Raw genomic sequence first — 20,172 nt, 5'->3', positions numbered from 1 at the left:
GCATGTACTCACGCATTATTGGTACCGGGAGTTATTTCCCGTCACAAGTTCGCAGCAACGCTGATTTAGAAACCATGGTGGAAACCACCGATGAATGGATTATCGAGCGAACCGGTATAAAAGAGCGACGAATCATCGCCGACAATGAATCAGTTGCTACTATGGGCGCGCAGGCTGCATTACAGGCTATTGCCGCTGCCGGCGTTGATAAAAACAGCATTGATATGATTATTTGCGCCACTACCAGCGCTGCCAGAGCTTTTCCAAGCGCGGCTTGTGAAATTCAGCGGGAATTAGATCTGCCGCCAATCCCTGCCTTTGATATTGCGGCCGCTTGTGCTGGTTTTTGTTATGGCCTGAGTGTGGCCGATCAGTATATTAAAACCGGTATTGCCAAGCGTATTATGGTAATAGGTTCTGATTGTTTATCCCGACTGATCAGTCCTGAAGACCGTTCCATGGTCATTTTATTTGGTGATGCGGCCGGTGCCGTGCTGCTGGAGGCGTCGGAGCAACCCGGTATTTTATCTACCCATATTTACGCTGATGGCAAATACTCAGAGCTATTATATGTTGATAATCCGATACGTGGAGATGAAAGCTCAGTGCATAGCTCTTGGGGTAGTATGAAAGGTAATGATGTGTTCAAAGTGGCCGTAAACAAATTATCTCAGGTTGTTGAGCAAACGCTTAGTGCCAATAACATGGATAAATCACAGATTGACTGGTTGGTGCCACATCAGGCTAACCTGCGCATTATTTCGGCAGTTGCCCGTAAGCTCGACATGTCGATGGATCAGGTGGTGATTAACCTGGACCGCTACGGCAATACCTCAGCAGCTACGGTGCCAACCGCATTGGATGAAGCAATACGAGATGGCCGGATTAAACGCGGGCAAACTTTATTGTTAGAAGCCTTTGGTGGTGGTTTTGCCTGGGCGTCTGCTCTGGTTCGTTATTGATTTACGCGGCAGGACAAAAAAATGACTAAAAAACTTGCAATTGTATTCCCCGGTCAAGGTTCACAAAGCGTCGGTATGCTGAGCGATTTGTATCAGCATGACATTGTAAATAAAACCTTTGCTGAGGCGTCTGTCGCATTGGGTTATGATTTATGGGCGCTGGTGGCCAATGGCCCGAAAGCAGACTTAAATGAAACTCAGCGCACGCAACCGGCATTACTGACCGCGTCAGTTGCTATCTGGCGTTTATGGCAACAACAACAGGGTGCCCAGCCTGCTTATTTTGCAGGCCACTCGCTTGGTGAATATTCGGCATTAGTGTGTGCTGGCGTGCTAAGCCTTAGTGATGCAGTAAAACTGGTAGAGCAGCGCGGTAATTACATGCAGCAAGCGGTTCCGGCTGGTGTTGGCGGTATGTCGGCTATTATTGGTTTGGACGATGCTGCTATTGCTAAAGCATGCCAAGAGGCTGCAGAAGGCGAAGTAGTGTCGCCGGTTAACTATAATTCACCCGGGCAGGTGGTAATTGCCGGCCATAAAGCGGCAGTAGAGCGCGCCGGAGAATTATGCAAAGCTGCCGGTGCAAAACGGGCATTACCACTGCCGGTAAGTGTACCATCGCACTGTGCGCTAATGCGCCCGGCTGCTAAACAATTGTCTAATGATTTGGCTGCACTGCATTTTAATACCCCGTTATTGCCAGTGGTTAATAATGTTGATGTTAGTATTGCCAGCGATAGCACAGCAATAAAAGAGGCCCTTATACGCCAGTTATATAGCCCGGTGCGCTGGACTGAAACTATTGAATGGCTGGCTAAGCAGGGGGTTACCGACGTAATTGAACTAGGTGCCGGTAAGGTACTCAGCGGTCTTATTAAACGTATTGATAAAAGCCTGATTACCAGTTCAGTAACCGATCAGGCTTCACTTCAGTCTGCTTTGAATCAGCTTTCACAGGAATAACAATGACAAACTTACTCTCTTTAGAAGGCAAAGTTGCCCTGGTTACCGGCGCTAGTCGTGGTATTGGGCGGGCAATTGCTGAACAGTTAGCGACATTAGGTGCTACGGTTATTGGTACTGCCACCACCGAGAAAGGCGCCGAGTCTATTTCTGCTTATCTGGCAGAGCAAGGCCAGGGTATGGTATTAAACGTTACCGATCCGGCCTCGATTGAGCAATGTTTAGCCGAGATAAAAAAGCAGTTTGGTGAAATCGATATTTTGATTAATAATGCTGGTATTACCCGTGATAATTTGCTGATGCGGATGAAAGACGATGAATGGTTTGATATTATTCAAACCAACCTGACATCGGTATTTCGCTTAAGCAAAGCAGTATTGCGTAGTATGATGAAAAAGCGTTATGGTCGCATTGTTACTATTGGTTCTGTTGTGGGGTCAATGGGTAACGCGGGTCAAACGAATTATGCAGCAGCGAAAGCCGGAGTATTAGGTTTTACTAAATCCTTAGCGCGTGAAGTGGCTTCTCGTGGTATTACGGTAAATGCGGTTGCGCCAGGTTTTATTGATACCGATATGACTAAAGAATTATCAGACGAACAAAAAGAAGCTATTTTTTCGCAGGTTCCGGCCAATCGGTTGGGCAAGCCAGAAGAAATTGCTGCTACAGTAGCGTTTTTGGTATCCGCGCCGGCGGCCTATATTACCGGTGAAACAATTCACGTTAACGGCGGTATGTATATGCTATAAGCAGAGCAGGTTTGACCAGCAAAAAATGCTGGTAAGCATGCTTGCAACAATTGCAGCTTACGCATAAACTACCGCCACACAAAATTGCACGAATTGTTGCGATTTATATGAGAAAAAGGAAGAAAAGATGAGCAACATCGAAGAACGCGTTAGAAAAATTATCATCGAGCAACTGGGTGTTAAAGAAGACGAAGTGAAAAATGAAGCGTCTTTTGTTGACGACTTGGGTGCTGACTCACTGGATACTGTTGAGCTGGTAATGGCGTTAGAAGAAGAATTCGATACTGAAATTCCAGACGAAGAAGCAGAGAAAATCACGACTGTTCAGTCTGCGATTGATTACATCAAAGCCCACGCTGAGTAAGCTGAAAGCTTGTAAAACGGGTAGCGCAGCTACCCGTTTTCGTTTCAAGACAGATATAATTTGCTAAGACGGAGGACACGATGGCAAAACGTCGTGTGGTAGTGACCGGTCTGGGAATGTTAACGCCAGTTGGCAATGACGTAGCCAGTAGCTGGCAAGCTTTGCAACACGCTCAAAGTGGTATTGGCTTTATTGAGCACTTCGATACCAGTGCTTACACTACTAAATTTGCAGGTCTGGTTAAAAACTTTGATATTGAGCCATATTTTCCGGCAAAAGATGCCAAGAAAATGGATTTGTTTATACAGTATGGTGTGGCGGCGGGTATTCAGGCTTTTCGCGATTCGGGTTTGGAAATCACCGAGCAAAATGCGCCGCGTATTGGTGCCGCAATTGGTTCAGGTATTGGTGGTTTAGGTTTAATTGAAGAAAATCACACTAAATTACTTAGCAGCGGGCCAAAGCGCTTGTCTCCGTTTTTCGTTCCTTCGACCATTATTAATATGATTGCCGGCCAGGTGTCAATTATTCTTGGATTGCAAGGGCCCAATATTAGTATTGTTACCGCTTGTACCACCGGCGTGCATAATATTGGCCAGGCGGCACGCATGATTGCTTATGGTGATGCTGACGCGATGATTGCCGGTGGTGCTGAAAAAGCATCAACGCCTTTAGGTATGGGCGGCTTTGGCGCTGCTAGGGCACTGTCTACCCGTAATGACGCACCAGAACAAGCAAGCCGTCCCTGGGATAAAGACCGAGATGGTTTTGTGTTAGGTGATGGTGCCGGTGTCATGGTTGTAGAAGAGTACGAACACGCCAAGGCCCGTGGCGCAAAGATATATGCTGAACTGGTTGGTTTTGGCATGAGTGGCGATGCTTATCATATGACATCACCGCCAGAAAACGGCACTGGTGCCGCTTTGGCAATGAAAAATGCCCTGCAAGATGCAGCAGTTAACCCAGAGCAGGTGCAGTATATTAATGCACATGGTACCTCGACTTCAGCCGGTGATATTGCGGAAACTATGGCCATTAAGACTATTTTTGGTGCAAAACCTGCTCAGCTAATGGTGAGTTCGTCTAAATCAATGATGGGGCACTTACTCGGTGCTGCCGGCTCTGTTGAATCTATTATTACGGTGTTATCGTTGCAGGATCAGCTGGTTACCCCAACCATTAATCTGGATAACCCCAGTGAAGGCTGTGATTTGGATTACGTACCGCATACCGCCAGGCAGGCGAAACTGGAGTATGCTTTGTGTAACTCTTTTGGCTTTGGTGGTACCAACGGTTCTATCCTGTTTAAACGGATTTAGCCAGCTTCTTGAGCTTCTTGTGTTACAAAGGCTGCCGCGGCAGCCTTTGTTTTATCTGAAAATTAAGGCATACTCGACCTTATTTTTGGATGTTATAACACCACGTGATTAACACTATCAGTACTTATGATCGCTGTTTTCTATACGGTGATGGTTTCTTTAGCACTATCCGCGTGAGCAATGGTTTGCCGCTGCATTGGCCACTGCATTTGGCGCGCTTGCAGCATACTGCCAGGCAGCTAGGAATTACTATTACAGACTGGAGCCTAGTTTCTGTGGCCGTAACCGAGGCCATAGCGGCGGAAAAACTCGCTAATGCGGTGTTAAAAGTTCAAATATCCCGCGGTGAGGGTGGCCGCGGTTACAGCCCTGTTGGTATTTCCCCAGCCAGAGTATTTATCAGCCACAGTGCGCTTCTGGATTATACCGTTTGGCAGCAGCAAGGCGTTAAACTGGCTTTAGCCGAATTACGGTTAGCGGTGCAACCTGCATTAGCGGGGTTAAAGCATTGTAACCGGTTAGAGCAAGTGCTGTTAAAACAAGAAGCCCATAGCAGAGGCGTAGACGACATGCTGGTGTGCGATCAGCAGGGTTTTATTACAGAGGCTATTGCTGCCAACCTGTTTTTACACCACAACGGCCATTGGGTTACGCCGCAATTAGGTCGGGCAGGCGTAGCAGGGGTAATGCGTGGCCATGTACTGAGCTTACGGCCAGATATTGCCGAAGTGAACTGGCTATTGCCAGCATTAGCTGAGGTAGATGCCATGGTATTGAGCAACGCCCTGATGGGACTGGTGCCGGTACAATCTTACCATAACCAAGCACTGGATCTGGCGCTGGCCAAAACCTGGTGTAATGAGCTGCTATGTTAAAAAAACTGCTATTACTGATGTTGTTGGCAGGTGTATTAATAACGCTGTTACTCAACTATGCATTTAAACAGCTGGAACAACGCCCGATAAGTGTTAACGAGCCTTATATTACCCTGGCAGCGGGCAGTAGTGCCCGTAGTTTATGTCAGCAATGGGCAAGTCAGGGGCAGCTAACGTCGTATGATTGCCAGCTATTACGGCTTTATTTAAAATGGCAACCTGAGCTAACAAAAGTACGCCAAGGCACTTATCAAACACCGGCAGAACCAACATTACTGGCGCTGCTACGCTTATTTGTCAGTGGCCCCGACGCCCAATTTAGTTTGACGTTTATTGATGGTGAAACGGCCCAGCAGGCACTAGCCCGCTTACACGCCGCACATTATCTGACACAGGATATTGACAGTACCCTGCAGATGCTCGATTTACTGGACTGGCCTGCTGACTGGGGCCCCGCGCCAACTCATCCTGAAGGGTTGTTGTTTGCCGATACGTATTTTTACACCGCCGGTAGCAGTGCCAGTTCGTTGGTTAAGCGGGCGCAACAAGCCCTTATGCAGCAGTTAGAGCAAGCCTGGCAACAACGACAGGGCGAGTTGCCGTTACAAAACCGTTATCAATTACTGATCATGGCCTCAATTATTGAAAAAGAAAGTGGTTTATTGGCGGAAAAATCCTTAGTAAGCTCAGTATTTGTTAACCGGTTAAACACCAATATGCGCTTACAAACCGATCCGACCGTGATCTATGGTTTAACCGATTACAGTGGCCGCATTACCTCCGCCGATTTACGCAACCCGCATCTGTACAATACTTATCGTCATCATGGTTTGCCACCAGGGCCTATTGCTTTAGTTGGCAGCAGTGCCTTACAGGCTGCAGCAAAGCCTGACACCAGCGAGTACTATTATTTTGTCAGTCGCGGCGATGGCTCTCATGTTTTCTCAGTATCGCTTGAGCAACATAATGCGGCGGTAAGAAAATATATTTTGGGAAAAAACAATGAGTAAAACAGGTAAGTTTATTGTGGTAGAAGGGCTTGAAGGTGCTGGCAAAAGCAGCGCTATGGCAACGATTTGCCACTATCTGCAGCAACAGCAGATAGTGGTAGTCAGTACGCGCGAGCCCGGTGGCACGCCGTTGGCCGAAAAGCTACGTACTTTAGTTAAACAAGTCGACAGCAATGAGCAGTTAGCAGCAGAAACCGAGTTATTACTGATGTATGCCGCGCGGGTACAGTTATTGACAAACGTGATCCGACCGGCGCTGGCCAGAGGCGACTGGATAGTCGCCGATCGACATGATATGTCGTCGCGGGCCTATCAGGGAGGAGGGCGTCAGCTAGACGAGCAACTGATTAATAATTTGCGCAGCAGCGTGCTGGGTAACACCAAACCCGATCTTACCCTTTACCTTGATATTGACCCCGCTATTGGTTTAAGCCGGGCTGCTGCCCGTGGCCAACTTGATCGGATTGAACAAGAGCAGCTGGATTTTTTCATCCGAACTCGGCAAAAATACCGCGATATTGCGGCCACAGAGCCCGCTATTGTTACTATAGACGCCAGCAAGCCGCTGGCCGACGTGCAACTGGCTATTATAATAGCACTAAACAGCTATTTTCCCGTATCGTCTAAAGAGCAGTGCAATGGCTGAGTTATATCCCTGGTTACACGCAAAATTTAAGCAGTTGCAGGCGCTGGCCGGTAACGATCAGCTGGCGCATGCGCTGGTGTTCAGTGGTAATGCGGGTATAGGTAAGCGCGCCATGGCTGAGGCGCTGGCGGCACTTTTACTCTGTAAAACACCACTACTAACCGGTGCTTGCGGTAGCTGTAAGAGTTGTTTACTTCGCCTGGCTGGCAATCATGCTGATTTACTGCTGCTGTATAGCGACACTCAGCATATCGGCGTGGATGCTGTTCGCCAGCTTACCCGCTTTACCCAGGGCGCTGCTCAGCAGCATGGTGTTAAGGTGGTTATTATACCGGCGGCTGACACCATGACGGAAGCGGCAGCTAATGCTCTGTTAAAAACCCTGGAAGAGCCGCCAGCCGGTTGTTACATTATGTTAATTACCCAGAATTATTCGCAGCTGTCTGCTACCATTCGCAGCCGTTGTCAGCAGTGGCAGCTTAGCGCTGGCAATGCAGAGCAAAGCCGGCAATGGTTAAGCCAGCAACATAACCAGCCGCTGCCGCCTTTTTTACTGGAGTATTGTCAAGGCTCGCCGTTAAAGGCGTTAAGGTTACTAAAAACCAATACAGCCGATAGCCTTGCCAGCGTGCTGACACTGTTAGACGATTATTTTAGTGGCCAGCTTGAGCACAACAGTGCAGTTAAACAGTTGGATGGCACGACTGAGCTTGCCGGTATACTGGGCTTTTATTTACGCCAGCGCCTAAGTACACCGTTTGAATTTCAACGCCAGCACACACTTTTAACGGCTTATCAGCGCTGGTGTCGTGACGCCACCCAAATAATAGGGCAAAATAGTGCCTTAGCGTTAAGTGGTTTACTAACCGAATTAACACCCTTATTGCATCATCAGGAGGCGAAATGGAAGAGCTAACGCTGGGCTTTACTGATATTAAAGAATTGTATCGCTGCTACATGCCCTTTTTTAAAAATGGTGGCTTGTTTGTCCGCTCTGCCCGGCACTATAAAATGGGCCAGTCACTGGCACTTAGCGTAACCCTGCCAGACGCATTAGAGCCGATGGTGGTAACTGGTAAAGTGGCTTGGGTTGCACCGCATGGCGCACAAAGCGCTAATCCGGCTGGCATTGGAGTGGCTTTTATTGATGATAAATCCAATTTATCCGGCAAAATTGAAAAATTAGTGGGCGGTATGCAAAACAGTACCGACCCTACCTATACCATGTAGTAAATACCATTAAGGGGTTGTTTTGTTTGTAGATTCGCATTGTCATCTTGACTTGCTCGAATTGGAAAAGCTGGGCTTAAGCCTGGAGCAAGTTATTGCCGCTGCAGGGGAGCGTCAGGTAGAACACATGTTGTGTGTCTCGGTTAGTATCAAAGATTTTGCTGCCATGGCAGCCACTGTAGTGGCTTACCCCCAGGTATCAGTGTCTTGTGGCGAACATCCGCTGCACCAAACCGATACCGTAGATGAGCAGCAGTTGCTAACACTATGCCAGCAACCCATTGTGGTGGCTGTTGGAGAAACCGGGCTTGATTACTTTTATGCCCCCGACTCGAAACGGGCGCAGCAAACTGCTTTTGTCAGCCATATTAACGTGGCACGGCAGGTAAACAAGCCTTTAATTGTGCATACCCGTGATGCCCGCACTGATACCATTGCCTTATTAAAATCACACCGCGCTGAACAAGCAGGCGGGGTGCTGCATTGTTTTACAGAAAGCTACGAGATGGCCAAAGCGGCGCTTGATCTGGGCTTTTATATTTCCATTTCCGGCATTATGACCTTTCGTAACGCCGATGAGCTGCGGGCTGTGGTTAAAAAGTTACCACTTGATCGGTTGTTAATTGAAACTGACTCACCCTATTTAGCGCCAGTACCGTTTCGCGGCAAGACTAACCAGCCAGCCTATGTTACTGCGGTAGCCGAAGCCATTAGTGACTTACGAGGCATTAGCGTGGCGGCTTTAGCAGAGCAAACTACCGCTAATTTTTATCAGTTATTTCCACTGTGTAAAACGAAATTAAAACATTGATATAAAATAAATATTAAAAAACAATTAGGGTGTTGCAGATAAAAGAAGCCCAGAACCAATCTAAATTGTTCTGGGCCTAGGGGAATGGCTCATAGGGAATGAGCCGTGCGCTATCGAAAAGACGTTACCAATAAAGTAATGTAAGTGTAGTAAAGCTACTTCACTTTTTCCTGTTTATTGTTGCGCTGTAATTGCTTGCTTTAATCAGGTTACCCACCGTTTGTGCTCAGGTTACCCCCAGCTTATCCACCCCTTTAATGCCGCTACTTCACAGTTTTGCCGCCTTCGCCCTTTTTTAGGGGCAAATATTGTTTATATATGATTTAACATTTTTCTGTAATTTTAATAGCAAAAAAATCTAAATATAAATGCTAGTTACAGCAGGGGCCGCTAGGGTAGCGGCTGAGATAAAGCGTATTTGTATTATATTGAATTACTACTTTAGGCGCATATTGTCGACAATGCGTCCTATTTTAACTTGACATAAGCCATTAATGCGCTTAAAAAGTACTACGTGATTAATTATGTCGACAATATATGTATCAGCCTCATCCTGCATTACGTAAACCCATTACTGCGGCCGATAGAGTTTTACAAGAAATTCAGCGGGCAATAGTAGACGGTGATATGGCCGCTGGTAGCAAAATTAGCGAGCCAGAGCTGGCCCGCCGTTTCGACTTAAGCCGCGCACCGCTGCGTGAAGCATTAGCGCGACTAGAGCGCTGCCATTTAATTGAACGCATTCCTAATGCCGGTGCCAGAGTAGTAAAATTGTCGACAACGGGCTTATTGGCGTTGTATCAGTTACGGGAGAATTTGGAGGGGCTGGCCTGCAAATTAGCGGCAGAACACATGAGCGACGATGAAATAACCGAAGTGCGCCAGTTATTGGATCAGCATTTATCCTCGCAGCGGGTGCGTGAGGGAGAAAGTTATTACCAGGAAGCGGGCGATTTAGATTTTCATTATCGGGTTATTTTAGGTAGTAAAAACAGTTACTTAATTAATATTTTATGTGACGAACTGTATTATCTGGTACGAATGTACCGGGTGCAACTTGGTATGAATGGCCCCAGGGTGTCGCGTGCGTTTGACGAGCATAAAGCTATTATTACTGCTATTGCCAACCGTGACGGTGAGCTGGCCGATTTATTAATGCGCCGCCATATAGCAGCATCGCGGCGTAACATTGAATTACAACTTGAACAAATGGGAACTTGATATGGCTAATACACTTTCTGCTGGCGCCAAATTTCGCGCAGCTATTACGGCAAACCAACCATTACAAATCGTCGGTACCATTAATGCTTACACCGCCATGATGGCTGAGCGTAGTGGCCATCAGGCTATTTACCTTTCTGGCGCGGGCGTAGCTAATGCTTCATTTGGTTTACCCGATTTAGGCATGACCTCGTTAAATGATGTTTGTGAAGATATCCGGCGTATTACGGCCGCAACCAGCGTGCCGTTGTTAGTTGACGCCGATACGGGTTGGGGTGGTGCTTTTAATATTGCCCGTACCGTTAAAGAAATGAGCCGGGCCGGTGCGGCTGGCTTTCATATTGAAGATCAGGTAGCGCAAAAGCGTTGTGGCCATCGGCCAAATAAAGAAATTGTGTCGTTAGATGAAATGGTTGACCGGGTAAAAGCCAGTGTTGACGCGCGTGTTGACGAAAGCTTTTTTATTATGGCCCGCACCGATGCGTTAGCCCAGCAAGGTGTTGATGCGGCATTAGAGCGAGCCTTGGCTTGTGAAGCTGCCGGTGCCGATGCCATTTTTGCTGAAGCGGTGCACACGCTGGAGCAATACACGCTTTTTACCAAGGCGTTAAAAATACCGGTGTTGGCAAATATTACCGAGTTTGGCCAAACGCCACTGTTTAATACTGCCGAGCTAGCCAACGTTGGGGTAGCAATGGTGTTGTACCCGCTAAGCGCATTTCGGGCGATGAACAAAGCTGCACTAAAGGTGTATCAGTCTATTCTGGCCAATGGCGATCAGAAAGCGGTGGTAGAGACCATGCAAACCCGGGCTGAGTTATACGATTTTTTAAATTATCACAGCTTTGAGCAAAAACTTGATGCCTTGTTTAACGACGGCAAAAATAAGTAAGCCAACGCGAATGTATTAACAGACTAAATATCTGTTGAATTAACAACCGAATTCTTAGAAATATGGAGCAAGACAATGGCAAATGCAAAACAACTATCTGGTGCCGGCCTGCGTGGTCAGGTAGCCGGTAAAACTGCCTTATCAACCGTGGGTAAAACCGGTTCAGGCTTAACCTATCGTGGCTACGATGTAAAAGATTTAGCAGCACATTGCGCGTTTGACGAAGTGGCGTTTTTAATTTTAAAAGGTGAGTTACCCAATAAAGGTGAGCTAACCGAATACAAAACTACATTAAAGCGAATGCGCAGCCTGCCGCAGGCACTAAAAGACGTGTTAGAGCGTATACCGGCCTCAGCCCACCCGATGGACGTAATGCGCACGGGCTGCTCCATGCTGGGTAACCTGGAAACCGAGCAACACTTTGCTGTGCAGCAAGATGTTACTGATAGAATGCTGGCGCTATTTCCGGGCATGGTGAATTATTGGTACAACTACAGCCATCATAATAAGCGGATTGAAGTAGAAACAGATGCCAATTCTATTGCCGAGCAGTTTTTATGGACCCTGCATGGTGAGAAGCCGTCGGCGTTACACACCGAGGTAATGGAGTCGTCGCTAATTTTATACGCCGAGCATGAGTTTAATGCTTCTACCTTTACGGCAAGGGTGTGCGCTTCTACCCTTAGTGATATGCATTCTTGTGTTACCGGTGCTATTGGCTCGTTGCGCGGCCCGCTGCATGGGGGTGCTAATGAAGCGGCAATGGAGCTGATTGAAAAAATGGATAATGCCGATGATGCTGAGCAAAAACTGCTGGGTATGTTGGCGCGTAAAGAAAAAATCATGGGCTTTGGCCATGCGGTGTATTCAGAGTCAGATCCCCGTAATGCGGTTATTAAAGCCTGGTCAGAGAAGTTAGCAAAGGCCAATGGCGATACCCGCTTGTATGACGTATCTGAGCGCTGCGAAGCGGTAATGTGGCGGGAGAAAAAGCTGTTTTGTAATGCCGATTTTTTCCATGCCTCGGCTTACAACTATATGGGTATTCCAACTAAATTGTTTACGCCAATATTTGTTTGTAGCCGCTTAACCGGTTGGGCCGCCCATGTAATGGAGCAGCGCGCCGATAACCGTATTATCCGGCCAAGTGCCGACTACGTTGGCGTAGAGCCACGCAGCGTTAAGCCGATTACCGAGCGGTAAGTATTTACTTTAAGGTTAGCGGGTATGGCAACTGATCGGTTGCAACACCCGCCATGCTCACCACAGCAACTCGGCCGTTGCTGCAGCTCTTAAATTATCTCGCCGCTACCACTGAGAAACACAGGTAACTATAATGAACAGTGAATATCGTAAAAAACTGCCCGGCACCAACCTCGAGTACTTTGATACCGAGGCTGCTGTCGATGCCATTGAACCCGGCGCGTATGCCAAACTGCCTTATACCTCGCGGGTATTTGCTGAAAACTTAGTCCGTCGCTGCGATAAAGCCACGCTAACCGATTCTTTAAAGCAATTTATTTATCGCAAGAACGACTTAGATTTTCCCTGGTATCCAGCACGGGTAGTATGCCATGACATTTTAGGCCAAACCGCCTTAGTCGATTTAGCTGGTTTGCGTGATGCTATTGCCGAGCAGGGCGGCGATCCTGCTAAGGTTAACCCGGTAGTGCCCACCCAATTAATTGTCGACCACTCATTAGCGGTAGAGTTTTCTGGCTTTGATAAAGATGCCTTTGAAAAAAACCGCGCTATTGAAGATCGGCGCAACGACGACCGCTTTCATTTTATTAACTGGACTAAAAAAGCTTTTAAAAACGTCGATGTTATTCCGCCGGGTAACGGCATTATGCACCAGATTAATTTAGAGCGAATGTCACCGGTGATCCATGCGCAAGATGGCGTGGCGTTCCCCGATACCTTGGTAGGCACCGACAGCCACACACCACACGTTGACGCGCTGGGTGTGCTTGCTATTGGTGTGGGCGGTCTGGAAGCAGAAAGCGTAATGCTCGGCCGGGCCAGCTGGATGCGCCTGCCCGACATTATTGGCGTAGAGCTAAGCGGTAAAGCCCAACCTGGCATTATGGCCACCGATATTGTGTTGGCGTTAACCGAGTTTTTGCGCCAGCAAAAAGTGGTATCCAGTTATTTAGAGTTTTATGGCGAAGGCGCCACCAGTTTAAGTTTGGGCGACAGAGCCACCATTTCTAATATGACACCGGAATACGGCGCTACCGCAGCCATGTTTTATATTGATCAGCAAACGCTGGATTATTTAACCTTAACCGGCCGTGAAGCCAAGCAAGTGCAGCTGGTAGAAACCTACGCTAAAACAGCCGGTTTATGGGCCGACAGTTTAAAAACGGCGCAATATCAGCGGGTGCTTAAGTTTAATTTATCCAGTGTGGGTCGCACCATGGCGGGCCCGTCAAACCCACATACCCGCTTAGCCACCAGCGAGTTAGCTGAGCGTGGTATTGCTGGTAAGTACCTGCTGGAAGAGGGCAAAATGCCTGATGGCGCGGTTATTATTGCTGCTATTACCAGCTGTACTAATACCTCTAACCCGCGCAACGTTATTGCCGCGGCCTTATTGGCGCGTAATGCTAATGCTAAAGGGTTAAGCCGCAAACCCTGGGTAAAAACCTCGCTGGCGCCTGGCTCAAAAACGGTGCAATTATATTTAGAAGACGCTAACTTGCTCCCTGAGCTAGAGCAGCTGGGCTTTGGTATTGTCGGTTTTGCCTGCACTACTTGTAATGGTATGAGTGGTGCACTGGACCCGGTTATTCAACAAGAAGTAATTGACCGCGATTTATACGCTACCGCTGTATTATCGGGTAACCGTAACTTTGACGGCCGCATTCACCCGTATGCCAAGCAGGCGTTTTTAGCCTCACCGGCCTTAGTGGTAGCCTATGCCATTGCCGGTACCATTCGCTTTGATATTGAAAAAGACATACTGGGTTACGACGATAAAGGTACCGCGATTACTTTAAAAGATATTTGGCCAGATGATGCTGAAATAGATGCGGTAGTGGCAAAAAGCGTTAAGCCCGAGCAATTTCGGCGGGTTTACGAGCCCATGTTTACCGTGGCGGTCGATTTTGGTGAGCAAATAAGCCCGTTGTACGACTGGCGGCCACAAAGTACTTACATTCGCCGGCCACCTTACTGGGCAACCGAAGGTGAGGGTGCTATTGCCGGCGAGCGCAGCTTAACCGGCATGCGACCATTGGCGGTATTGGGTGACAATATCACTACTGACCACTTATCGCCGTCAAACGCCATTATGTTAGACAGTGCGGCCGGTGAGTATTTACACAAAATGGGTTTGCCAGAAGAAGATTTTAACTCATACGCTACCCATAGGGGCGATCACTTAACTGCTCAGCGCGCCACCTTTGCCAACCCGAAACTGATTAACGAAATGGCTGTGGTAGACGGCAAAGTAAAACAAGGCTCGTTAACCCGGTTAGAGCCAGAGGGTAAAGTTACCCGCATGTGGGAAGCCATTGAAACCTACATGCAGCGTAAACAGCCACTAATTATTGTGGCCGGCGCCGATTACGGCCAGGGCTCGTCACGTGACTGGGCGGCCAAAGGTGTGCGGTTAGCCGGGGTAGAGGCCATTGCCGCAGAAGGCTTTGAGCGTATTCACCGTACTAATTTAATTGGTATGGGTGTATTACCGTTAGAGTTTAAAGCCGGCACTACCCGCACTACGCTGCAATTAGACGGCACTGAAACCTATGACGTAACCGGTGAGCGTAAGCCACGGGCAACCTTAACGCTGGTTATTCACCGCAAAAATGGTGAAACGTTTGAAGTGCCGATGATCTGCAGGCTGGATACAGCAGAAGAGCTGTCGATTTACGAAGCAGGTGGTGTACTGCAGCGCTTTGCGCAAGACTTTTTGCAGGGTGCTGTATAACGTTTGAAGTGATTATGTTTGGCTTCGCTATCAAGTCCCGCAGATATCGACTAGAAAGAGCAGCAATTTTTTCTGGAATTATACTCCGAATTTGATATGGGAGAGCCGATGCCCTGTTTTGTTGCCGTAGAGTGTCTGAGTGAGCGCGCAAGCGTGAGCGAGTTGCTGCGGCAAGCAAAATAGGGTTTTCGGCTCGTACTCCCAGCAAATTTATAGATTTCAATGGGTAACAACTATGACTACACCACAAATCAAAATTCCAGCCACCTATATGCGTGGTGGTACCAGTAAAGGCGTGTTTTTTAAACTCGACGACTTACCAGAAGCTGCCCGGATGCCGGGCGCAGCCCGCGACAAATTATTGCTGCGGGTAATTGGCAGCCCCGACCCTTATGGTAAACATACCGATGGCATGGGCGGCGCTACTTCTAGCACCAGCAAAGCAGTTATTTTAAGTAAAAGCAGCAAGGCCGATCACGACGTTCATTACATTTTTGGCCAGATAGCGATAGACAAACCCTTTATTGACTGGAGTGGTAACTGCGGTAACTTAAGTGCCGCAGTGGGCTCATTTGCTATTAGCAATGGTTTAGTGAGCAAAAGTCGTATTCCAGAAAACGGTATTTGTACGGTACGTATCTGGCAGGGCAATATTAGTAAAACCATTATTGCCCATGTGCCCATCACCAACGGCGAAGTACAAGAAACCGGTGACTTTGAGCTAGATGGCGTAACTTTTGCGGCAGCAGAAGTGAAAATTGAGTTTTTAAACCCGGCGGCTGATGAAGGCGAGGGCGGCGGCGCCATGTTCCCGACTGGCAACCTGATTGATCAATTAGATGTGCCAGGTATTGGCAGCGTTAAGGCCACCTTAATTAATGCTGGTATTCCGACTATTTTTGTTAATGCTGCCGATATTGGTTATAGCGGTACCGAATTGCAGGATGCGATTAACGGCGATGCCGCCGCGTTAGCGCGGTTTGAAACCATTCGCGCCTATGGTGCGCTTAAAATGGGCCTGATAAACGATATTAACCAGGCTAGCATGCGCCAGCACACACCAAAAGTGGCATTTGTGGCAGCACCACAAACCTATGTATCGTCTAGTGGTAAAACTGTTGCCGCTACCGACATCGACTTACTGGTGCGGGCGCTGTCGATGGGCAAACTACACCATGCCATGATGGGCACGGCAGCCGTGGCTATTGGTACTGCTGCCGCTATTCCCGGTACACTCGTTAACCTGGCTGCAGGGGGAGGGGCGCGCCAAGCCGTGCGCTTTGGTCATCCGTCAGGCACTTTACAAGTTGGTGCAGAAGCCACGCTAATTAATGGCAACTGGTCTGTAACTAAAGCCATTATGAGCCGCAGCGCCAGGGTGTTAATGGAAGGCTCGGTACGAGTGCCGGGTGATTGTTTTTAACCAAAACTATTTTTAACCTGGGGCGCTTTAGCGCCCTTTTTTATAGCAATTGTGACAATGGGCTTTTCACTCCACTGGCGCCGTGATTAAGTACGTGGGTATAAATTTGGGTAGTACGAATATCCGAATGACCGAGTTGTTCCTGAACGGTGCGGATATCGGCACCCGATTCTAATAAGTGGGTAGCGAAGCTATGACGCAGCGTATGGCAAGTGACATTTTTGGCTATTGAAGCTTTTTTAGCTGCAATTTTAACTTCACGCCTTAAGCAGGTTTCGTCTAGATGATGTCTGCGCAGCAGTTTACTGTCTGGATCAGTACTCAGTTTGCCGGACGGAAATAAGTATTGCCAACCAACTTGCCTCGCCACACCATTACAGACAAGTAATCATAATCAATATCATGCACGCGTAATCTAACCGCCTCCATCAGTCGCAGCCCGCTGCCGTACATTAATTGTGTTAGCAGTTTATATTTAGGGTCGACTACTTTTAACAGCGCCGAAATTTCAGCACGGGTTAATACCACGGGTAGCTTAGGTGAGACGTGGGAACGATTAAAATTTAAATTTAGTGATAGCGGCTGCTGTAGCACTTTACTGTATAAGAAACTCAGCGCATTTAATGCCGTAGCCTGGGTTCGCGGGGCTACATTGCGCTGATTAACCAAAAAGCTTAAAAACGCCTCAACATCCTGCTCTGACAATGACGATGGATGCTGCTTTTTGTGGTAAAGAATATAAAACTTAACCCAGTAAACATAAGCTTCAACAGTTCTTTTCGCATAACGACGTGCAAACATAAATTCAGCAAGGTACTGTAAAAAAGGCGATGACATAAGCAATGCTCCTAAAATAAATTAATTTGTATAAATATACAGTATTAGGTAAATTTATTGTTAGCAAGTAAATCGCAAGTTTAAACCACGCTTTCTCCAAGCTGTTCCTATACAACTTACAAAAATTTGTTGATTTACCGATGGTTATTAGATAATGTATTTTTTTTACAAAAGATAGAATGGAATTTACACTGTGTGAAAGCGTGGATATTCCAAACTAATAAGCTGTTGAACTAAGCCGCTGCGCGGAGCTCTCAGCACTCCCCCTGATATTGAGCCACACTTACTCCGGGAATGTTCCCTACATAACCGGAGAATAATCATGACCCCGTTACGTCAGGCGATGATCGACGAATGTCGGTTGCGTGGTCTTGCTATAAGAACCGAAGAAACTTATCTGTATGCGGTTGAGCAGTTAAGCCGTCACTACCACCAACGGCCGGACACTATTAGTGAAGAGCAGCTTGAGCAATACTTCAGGTATCTGACGCTAGAGAAACAGTTAGCGCGCAATACTATTCATGTTCAACTCAATGGTATCTGTTTCTTTTTTAAAGCGGTGCTTCACAAGGAGATTACTATCACCAAGCCGCTATCAAGGCGGCCGGTTAAAGCGCCGGTAATGCTAAAACCAACAGAAGTACAGTTAGTCATTTCACTGTGTCCTAACAGAAAGCATCGCTTTATGTTAATGACCTGCTACGGAACCGGCTTAAGATTAATGGAGCTAATCCACACCAAAGTCGCTGACATTGATGGCCAGAGAAGCACACTTAGAGTGCTGGCTGGTAAAGGCAATAAAGACCGGTACGTAGTGCTTGCACCGGCAGTGCTTAACTTACTTCGTGAGTATTGGCAGTTATATCGCCCCCGAGACTATCTGTTTTATTCTGGTCGTGGCATGGATAAGCCAATGTCCAGCAGTTGTATTACCAAGCCATTTAAAGAAGCGGTTCGAGCTGCTGGTATATCAAATCAATGTAGTCTCCATAGTTTACGGCATGCCTATGCGACACATCAGTTGGTTGCGGGGATGCCGTTGTATGAATTACAAAACCAATTAGGCCATACCGACATTAAGACAACTCAGCGTTATCTTCACTGGCTGCCGGAGATGGGCAGCGGTGCCAGAGATTTACTGGCGGGCTGGACGACATGATGAGCCTACACCTGAGTGATGTGTTAACGCGGTTTTTACCGGATTATCAACAACATTATGCAATGAACTGGCAGCAACAAGCCGCCTGTAAACACATCCTGCAATGTCGTACCTTAGCCTTAGGGCAGCAGCTATGGCAGTGTGATAACTGCCAGCAGCAACAAGTAGTTTACTGCTCATGCAGAGACAGGCATTGTCCGCGATGTCAGGGGCAGCGTACCCGTGATTGGATAGAGGCGCAGGCGGCCAATCTGTTGCAGGTAAAGTACTTCCACCTGGTGTTTACTCTGCCACATGAACTGAATGTCATTAGCCAGTATGCGCCGGAAAAGCTCTACAAAAGTCTTTTTAGTGCGGTGTGGCAAACACTGAGTAAGTTCGCGCTGCAGCATCGTAAAAGCACAGGAGAGCTGGGTATGACAGCCGTACTGCATACCTGGGGCCAAACATTAACGCAGCATATTCACTTGCACTGTTTAATCCCCGGGGGGATGTTAAGCAAGGCAGAACGCTGGCAGGTGATAGATAAGGGTTACTTGTTCCCGGTGAAGGCGCTATCTACGGTGTTCCGGGCAAAGATGTTACAACAACTGCGTGATGAGAAACTGAGTATCCCGGACAAGGATGCACTGCTGACAACACCTTGGACGGTGTTTAGCAAAGCTTGCCTGTGTAAACCGCAGACGGTACTGCGTTATCTAGGACGTTATACCCGCAAAGGTGTGTTACATGAGAGCCGTTTACAGCGGATTAGTGCAGAGGGTGTGAGTTTTAGCTACCGGGACTATCGGGATGACAACAAACGTAAAGCGATGACCTTAAGCGGACCAGAGTTTATCCGGCGTTATCTGAGCCATGTCTTACCCAAAGGCTTTATGCGGATCAGGCACTATGGTTTGTTGGCCAATCGATGTCGCAAGCGAAAGCTGACGATAATCAGGCAGCAGGAAGCGCAGCGTAAACCCAAAGATGAAGCAACGGCTACTGAGCGGGAAACACCGTGTTGGCGTTGCTCGCATTGTCAGGTTGGGTCACTACATTTGGCGTCAGTTATAGCGCATCGCCCTGAGGGTAACCCCGACGGCTGAGCAGTAAGGATGTAGAGTGAACAAAAACAGGCTAAAGCTGCCTGAGGCCAAGTATTACGCAATGGTTGGCATATCTTGAAAAGAGCTGATTAATAATATGATGAGAAGCAATAAAAAGGCACTAAAGCAAATCACCTATGTAACAAAAGTCTGTAAATTAATTGTTCCCTAAATATACAAATTCCATTAGCATCAGCCATACCAAAAATTAAGTGAGCCGGGCCGTTCAACAGGCGTTTATCCGTCAATGAACAACGTGCCGGATAAAACACTAAGTTGTTATGTTTAAAAGTAGTTAAACCATGTTTTGGCAAGTAACCTTCTGGATATTGGTTGCATTAATCGTTCTGCCTTTTCCGTTTAAGGTCTTTGAGTATGTATCTGGAAAGGATAAAAGCCCTCGGATCGTAAAAGTAGAAGAAGTAGCAAATGCATTATTTATGGCTTTGTGTCTAGTCGCTTTTTACGGCTTCATTGCGGGCAAGGCTTATCTCACGCCAGCTTTCTGGCAGGGCTGGCTATTCATCGCCATAGTCTGGTCTCTATTACCTATTTTTTGGTCACCTAAGTTGGTTTATGCTGCTGAGGTTATGGGTAAAAATAAAATGCGTTTAGTGGCAGGCGTAAGCTGCATTTTGTATTTACCGCTCCTTTTTGCAGTGTATTTTTATGCATTTTAAACATAA

The 20,172-nt window shown here is 47.4% G+C and carries 21 protein-coding genes; 19 read left to right on the top strand and 2 right to left on the bottom strand.

The genetic code is table 11. The features are described 5' to 3' along the window. Positions 1 to 2: 2 nt before the first annotated feature. The 16 genes from VT06_RS07705 (at position 3) to prpF (ending at position 16,402) form a co-directional block, all read left to right on the top strand. Positions 3 to 962: a beta-ketoacyl-ACP synthase III gene (locus VT06_RS07705; RefSeq protein WP_046553720.1), complete on the top strand. Its 960-nt coding sequence runs from the start codon at positions 3 to 5 to the stop codon at positions 960 to 962. Positions 963 to 983: 21 nt separating this feature from the next. Continuing rightward, complete coding sequence (gene fabD, locus VT06_RS07700) at positions 984 to 1,925, top strand: ACP S-malonyltransferase (RefSeq protein ID WP_046553719.1); 942 nt, start codon at positions 984 to 986, stop codon at positions 1,923 to 1,925. Positions 1,926 to 1,927: 2 nt separating this feature from the next. Then, the gene (fabG, locus tag VT06_RS07695) at positions 1,928 to 2,674 is read left to right on the top strand and encodes a 3-oxoacyl-ACP reductase FabG (protein WP_046553718.1); all 747 of its coding nucleotides are present in this window, start codon (positions 1,928 to 1,930) and stop codon (positions 2,672 to 2,674) included. A 127-nt stretch (positions 2,675 to 2,801) separates the two neighbouring features. Further along, positions 2,802 to 3,038 carry an acyl carrier protein gene (gene acpP, locus VT06_RS07690; RefSeq protein ID WP_046553717.1) on the top strand — a complete coding sequence of 79 codons (237 nt, stop codon included), beginning with the start codon at positions 2,802 to 2,804 and terminating at the stop codon, positions 3,036 to 3,038. Positions 3,039 to 3,118: 80 nt separating this feature from the next. After that, a complete protein-coding gene (gene fabF / locus VT06_RS07685) occupies positions 3,119 to 4,357 on the top strand; it encodes a beta-ketoacyl-ACP synthase II (protein WP_046553716.1) in 1,239 nt (412 codons plus the stop codon). Positions 4,358 to 4,461: 104 nt separating this feature from the next. Beyond that, on the top strand, positions 4,462 to 5,232 hold the full coding sequence (gene pabC / locus VT06_RS07680) for an aminodeoxychorismate lyase (RefSeq protein WP_046553715.1): 771 nt from the start codon (positions 4,462 to 4,464) through the stop codon (positions 5,230 to 5,232). Then, positions 5,226 to 6,242, top strand: coding sequence for an endolytic transglycosylase MltG (mltG, locus tag VT06_RS07675; protein WP_046553714.1), 1,017 nt, complete (start codon positions 5,226 to 5,228; stop codon positions 6,240 to 6,242). The genes pabC and mltG overlap by 7 nt, the downstream gene beginning before the upstream one ends. Then, entirely contained in the window at positions 6,235 to 6,888 is a 654-nt protein-coding gene (gene tmk / locus VT06_RS07670; protein WP_046553713.1) for a dTMP kinase, read from the top strand. The genes mltG and tmk overlap by 8 nt, the downstream gene beginning before the upstream one ends. Then, a complete protein-coding gene (holB, locus tag VT06_RS07665; RefSeq protein WP_046553712.1) occupies positions 6,881 to 7,804 on the top strand; it encodes a DNA polymerase III subunit delta' in 924 nt (307 codons plus the stop codon). Before tmk ends, holB begins: the two co-directional genes overlap by 8 nt. Beyond that, positions 7,792 to 8,118, top strand: a complete 327-nt coding sequence (locus VT06_RS07660) for a PilZ domain-containing protein (protein ID WP_046553711.1) — start codon at positions 7,792 to 7,794, stop codon at positions 8,116 to 8,118. Before holB ends, VT06_RS07660 begins: the two co-directional genes overlap by 13 nt. A 22-nt stretch (positions 8,119 to 8,140) precedes the next feature. Beyond that, the gene (locus VT06_RS07655; RefSeq protein WP_046553710.1) at positions 8,141 to 8,929 is read left to right on the top strand and encodes a TatD family hydrolase; all 789 of its coding nucleotides are present in this window, start codon (positions 8,141 to 8,143) and stop codon (positions 8,927 to 8,929) included. Between the two features lie 537 nt (positions 8,930 to 9,466). Further along, positions 9,467 to 10,150, top strand: a complete 684-nt coding sequence (locus VT06_RS07650) for a GntR family transcriptional regulator (RefSeq protein ID WP_046553709.1) — start codon at positions 9,467 to 9,469, stop codon at positions 10,148 to 10,150. 1 nt (position 10,151) lies between these two features. Then, on the top strand, positions 10,152 to 11,042 hold the full coding sequence (gene prpB, locus VT06_RS07645) for a methylisocitrate lyase (RefSeq protein WP_046553708.1): 891 nt from the start codon (positions 10,152 to 10,154) through the stop codon (positions 11,040 to 11,042). A 75-nt stretch (positions 11,043 to 11,117) separates the two neighbouring features. Next, positions 11,118 to 12,245 carry a 2-methylcitrate synthase gene (prpC, locus tag VT06_RS07640; RefSeq protein ID WP_046553707.1) on the top strand — a complete coding sequence of 376 codons (1,128 nt, stop codon included), beginning with the start codon at positions 11,118 to 11,120 and terminating at the stop codon, positions 12,243 to 12,245. 133 nt (positions 12,246 to 12,378) lie between these two features. Continuing rightward, positions 12,379 to 14,979 (top strand): Fe/S-dependent 2-methylisocitrate dehydratase AcnD, encoded by a 2,601-nt coding sequence (gene acnD / locus VT06_RS07635; protein WP_046553706.1) that lies wholly within the window; start codon positions 12,379 to 12,381, stop codon positions 14,977 to 14,979. A 235-nt stretch (positions 14,980 to 15,214) separates the two neighbouring features. After that, complete coding sequence (gene prpF, locus VT06_RS07630) at positions 15,215 to 16,402, top strand: 2-methylaconitate cis-trans isomerase PrpF (protein ID WP_046553705.1); 1,188 nt, start codon at positions 15,215 to 15,217, stop codon at positions 16,400 to 16,402. A gap of 40 nt (positions 16,403 to 16,442) precedes the next feature. On the opposite strand, the gene VT06_RS18780 is transcribed toward prpF, so the two are convergent. Further along, positions 16,443 to 16,772 carry a tyrosine-type recombinase/integrase gene (locus tag VT06_RS18780; protein WP_304413418.1) on the bottom strand — a complete coding sequence of 110 codons (330 nt, stop codon included), beginning with the start codon at positions 16,770 to 16,772 and terminating at the stop codon, positions 16,443 to 16,445. After that, positions 16,724 to 17,239, bottom strand: a complete 516-nt coding sequence (locus tag VT06_RS18775; RefSeq protein WP_304413417.1) for a phage integrase N-terminal SAM-like domain-containing protein — start codon at positions 17,237 to 17,239, stop codon at positions 16,724 to 16,726. Before VT06_RS18775 ends, VT06_RS18780 begins: the two co-directional genes overlap by 49 nt. Before the next feature lie 322 nt (positions 17,240 to 17,561). Here VT06_RS18775 and VT06_RS07620 point away from each other — a divergent pair, with 322 nt between their 5' ends. The 3 genes from VT06_RS07620 to VT06_RS07610 all read left to right on the top strand — a co-directional run bounded on the left by VT06_RS07620 (position 17,562) and on the right by VT06_RS07610 (position 20,166). Beyond that, a complete protein-coding gene (locus VT06_RS07620) occupies positions 17,562 to 18,398 on the top strand; it encodes a site-specific integrase (RefSeq protein ID WP_046553704.1) in 837 nt (278 codons plus the stop codon). Then, the gene (locus VT06_RS07615) at positions 18,398 to 19,486 is read left to right on the top strand and encodes an IS91 family transposase (protein ID WP_200897935.1); all 1,089 of its coding nucleotides are present in this window, start codon (positions 18,398 to 18,400) and stop codon (positions 19,484 to 19,486) included. Before VT06_RS07620 ends, VT06_RS07615 begins: the two co-directional genes overlap by 1 nt. A gap of 302 nt (positions 19,487 to 19,788) precedes the next feature. Further along, positions 19,789 to 20,166, top strand: coding sequence for a hypothetical protein (locus VT06_RS07610; protein WP_046553702.1), 378 nt, complete (start codon positions 19,789 to 19,791; stop codon positions 20,164 to 20,166). The last annotated feature ends 6 nt before the right edge of the window (positions 20,167 to 20,172 follow it).

Origin of the sequence: Arsukibacterium sp. MJ3 (assembly GCF_000987765.1) — a bacterium.
Taxonomy (GTDB): Bacteria; Pseudomonadota; Gammaproteobacteria; order Enterobacterales; family Alteromonadaceae; genus Alishewanella.
This window is presented reverse-complemented; position numbering and strand designations above follow the sequence as displayed.

What these genes read in the sequence shown, in the direction of transcription:
- VT06_RS07650 (WP_046553709.1), top strand. Translation starts at nt 9,467, where the DNA reads ATGTATCAGCCTCATCCTGCATTACGTAAACCCATTACTGCGGCCGAT.
- prpF (WP_046553705.1), top strand. Translation starts at nt 15,215, where the DNA reads ATGACTACACCACAAATCAAAATTCCAGCCACCTATATGCGTGGTGGT.
- prpB (WP_046553708.1), top strand. Translation starts at nt 10,152, where the DNA reads ATGGCTAATACACTTTCTGCTGGCGCCAAATTTCGCGCAGCTATTACG.
- acpP (WP_046553717.1), top strand. Translation starts at nt 2,802, where the DNA reads ATGAGCAACATCGAAGAACGCGTTAGAAAAATTATCATCGAGCAACTG.
- fabG (WP_046553718.1), top strand. Translation starts at nt 1,928, where the DNA reads ATGACAAACTTACTCTCTTTAGAAGGCAAAGTTGCCCTGGTTACCGGC.
- VT06_RS07660 (WP_046553711.1), top strand. Translation starts at nt 7,792, where the DNA reads ATGGAAGAGCTAACGCTGGGCTTTACTGATATTAAAGAATTGTATCGC.
- tmk (WP_046553713.1), top strand. Translation starts at nt 6,235, where the DNA reads ATGAGTAAAACAGGTAAGTTTATTGTGGTAGAAGGGCTTGAAGGTGCT.
- VT06_RS07705 (WP_046553720.1), top strand. Translation starts at nt 3, where the DNA reads ATGTACTCACGCATTATTGGTACCGGGAGTTATTTCCCGTCACAAGTT.
- VT06_RS07615 (WP_200897935.1), top strand. Translation starts at nt 18,398, where the DNA reads ATGAGCCTACACCTGAGTGATGTGTTAACGCGGTTTTTACCGGATTAT.
- VT06_RS07610 (WP_046553702.1), top strand. Translation starts at nt 19,789, where the DNA reads ATGTTTTGGCAAGTAACCTTCTGGATATTGGTTGCATTAATCGTTCTG.
- VT06_RS18775 (WP_304413417.1), bottom strand. Translation starts at nt 17,239, where the DNA reads ATGTCATCGCCTTTTTTACAGTACCTTGCTGAATTTATGTTTGCACGT.
- VT06_RS07620 (WP_046553704.1), top strand. Translation starts at nt 17,562, where the DNA reads ATGACCCCGTTACGTCAGGCGATGATCGACGAATGTCGGTTGCGTGGT.
- holB (WP_046553712.1), top strand. Translation starts at nt 6,881, where the DNA reads ATGGCTGAGTTATATCCCTGGTTACACGCAAAATTTAAGCAGTTGCAG.
- acnD (WP_046553706.1), top strand. Translation starts at nt 12,379, where the DNA reads ATGAACAGTGAATATCGTAAAAAACTGCCCGGCACCAACCTCGAGTAC.
- prpC (WP_046553707.1), top strand. Translation starts at nt 11,118, where the DNA reads ATGGCAAATGCAAAACAACTATCTGGTGCCGGCCTGCGTGGTCAGGTA.
- fabF (WP_046553716.1), top strand. Translation starts at nt 3,119, where the DNA reads ATGGCAAAACGTCGTGTGGTAGTGACCGGTCTGGGAATGTTAACGCCA.
- fabD (WP_046553719.1), top strand. Translation starts at nt 984, where the DNA reads ATGACTAAAAAACTTGCAATTGTATTCCCCGGTCAAGGTTCACAAAGC.
- mltG (WP_046553714.1), top strand. Translation starts at nt 5,226, where the DNA reads ATGTTAAAAAAACTGCTATTACTGATGTTGTTGGCAGGTGTATTAATA.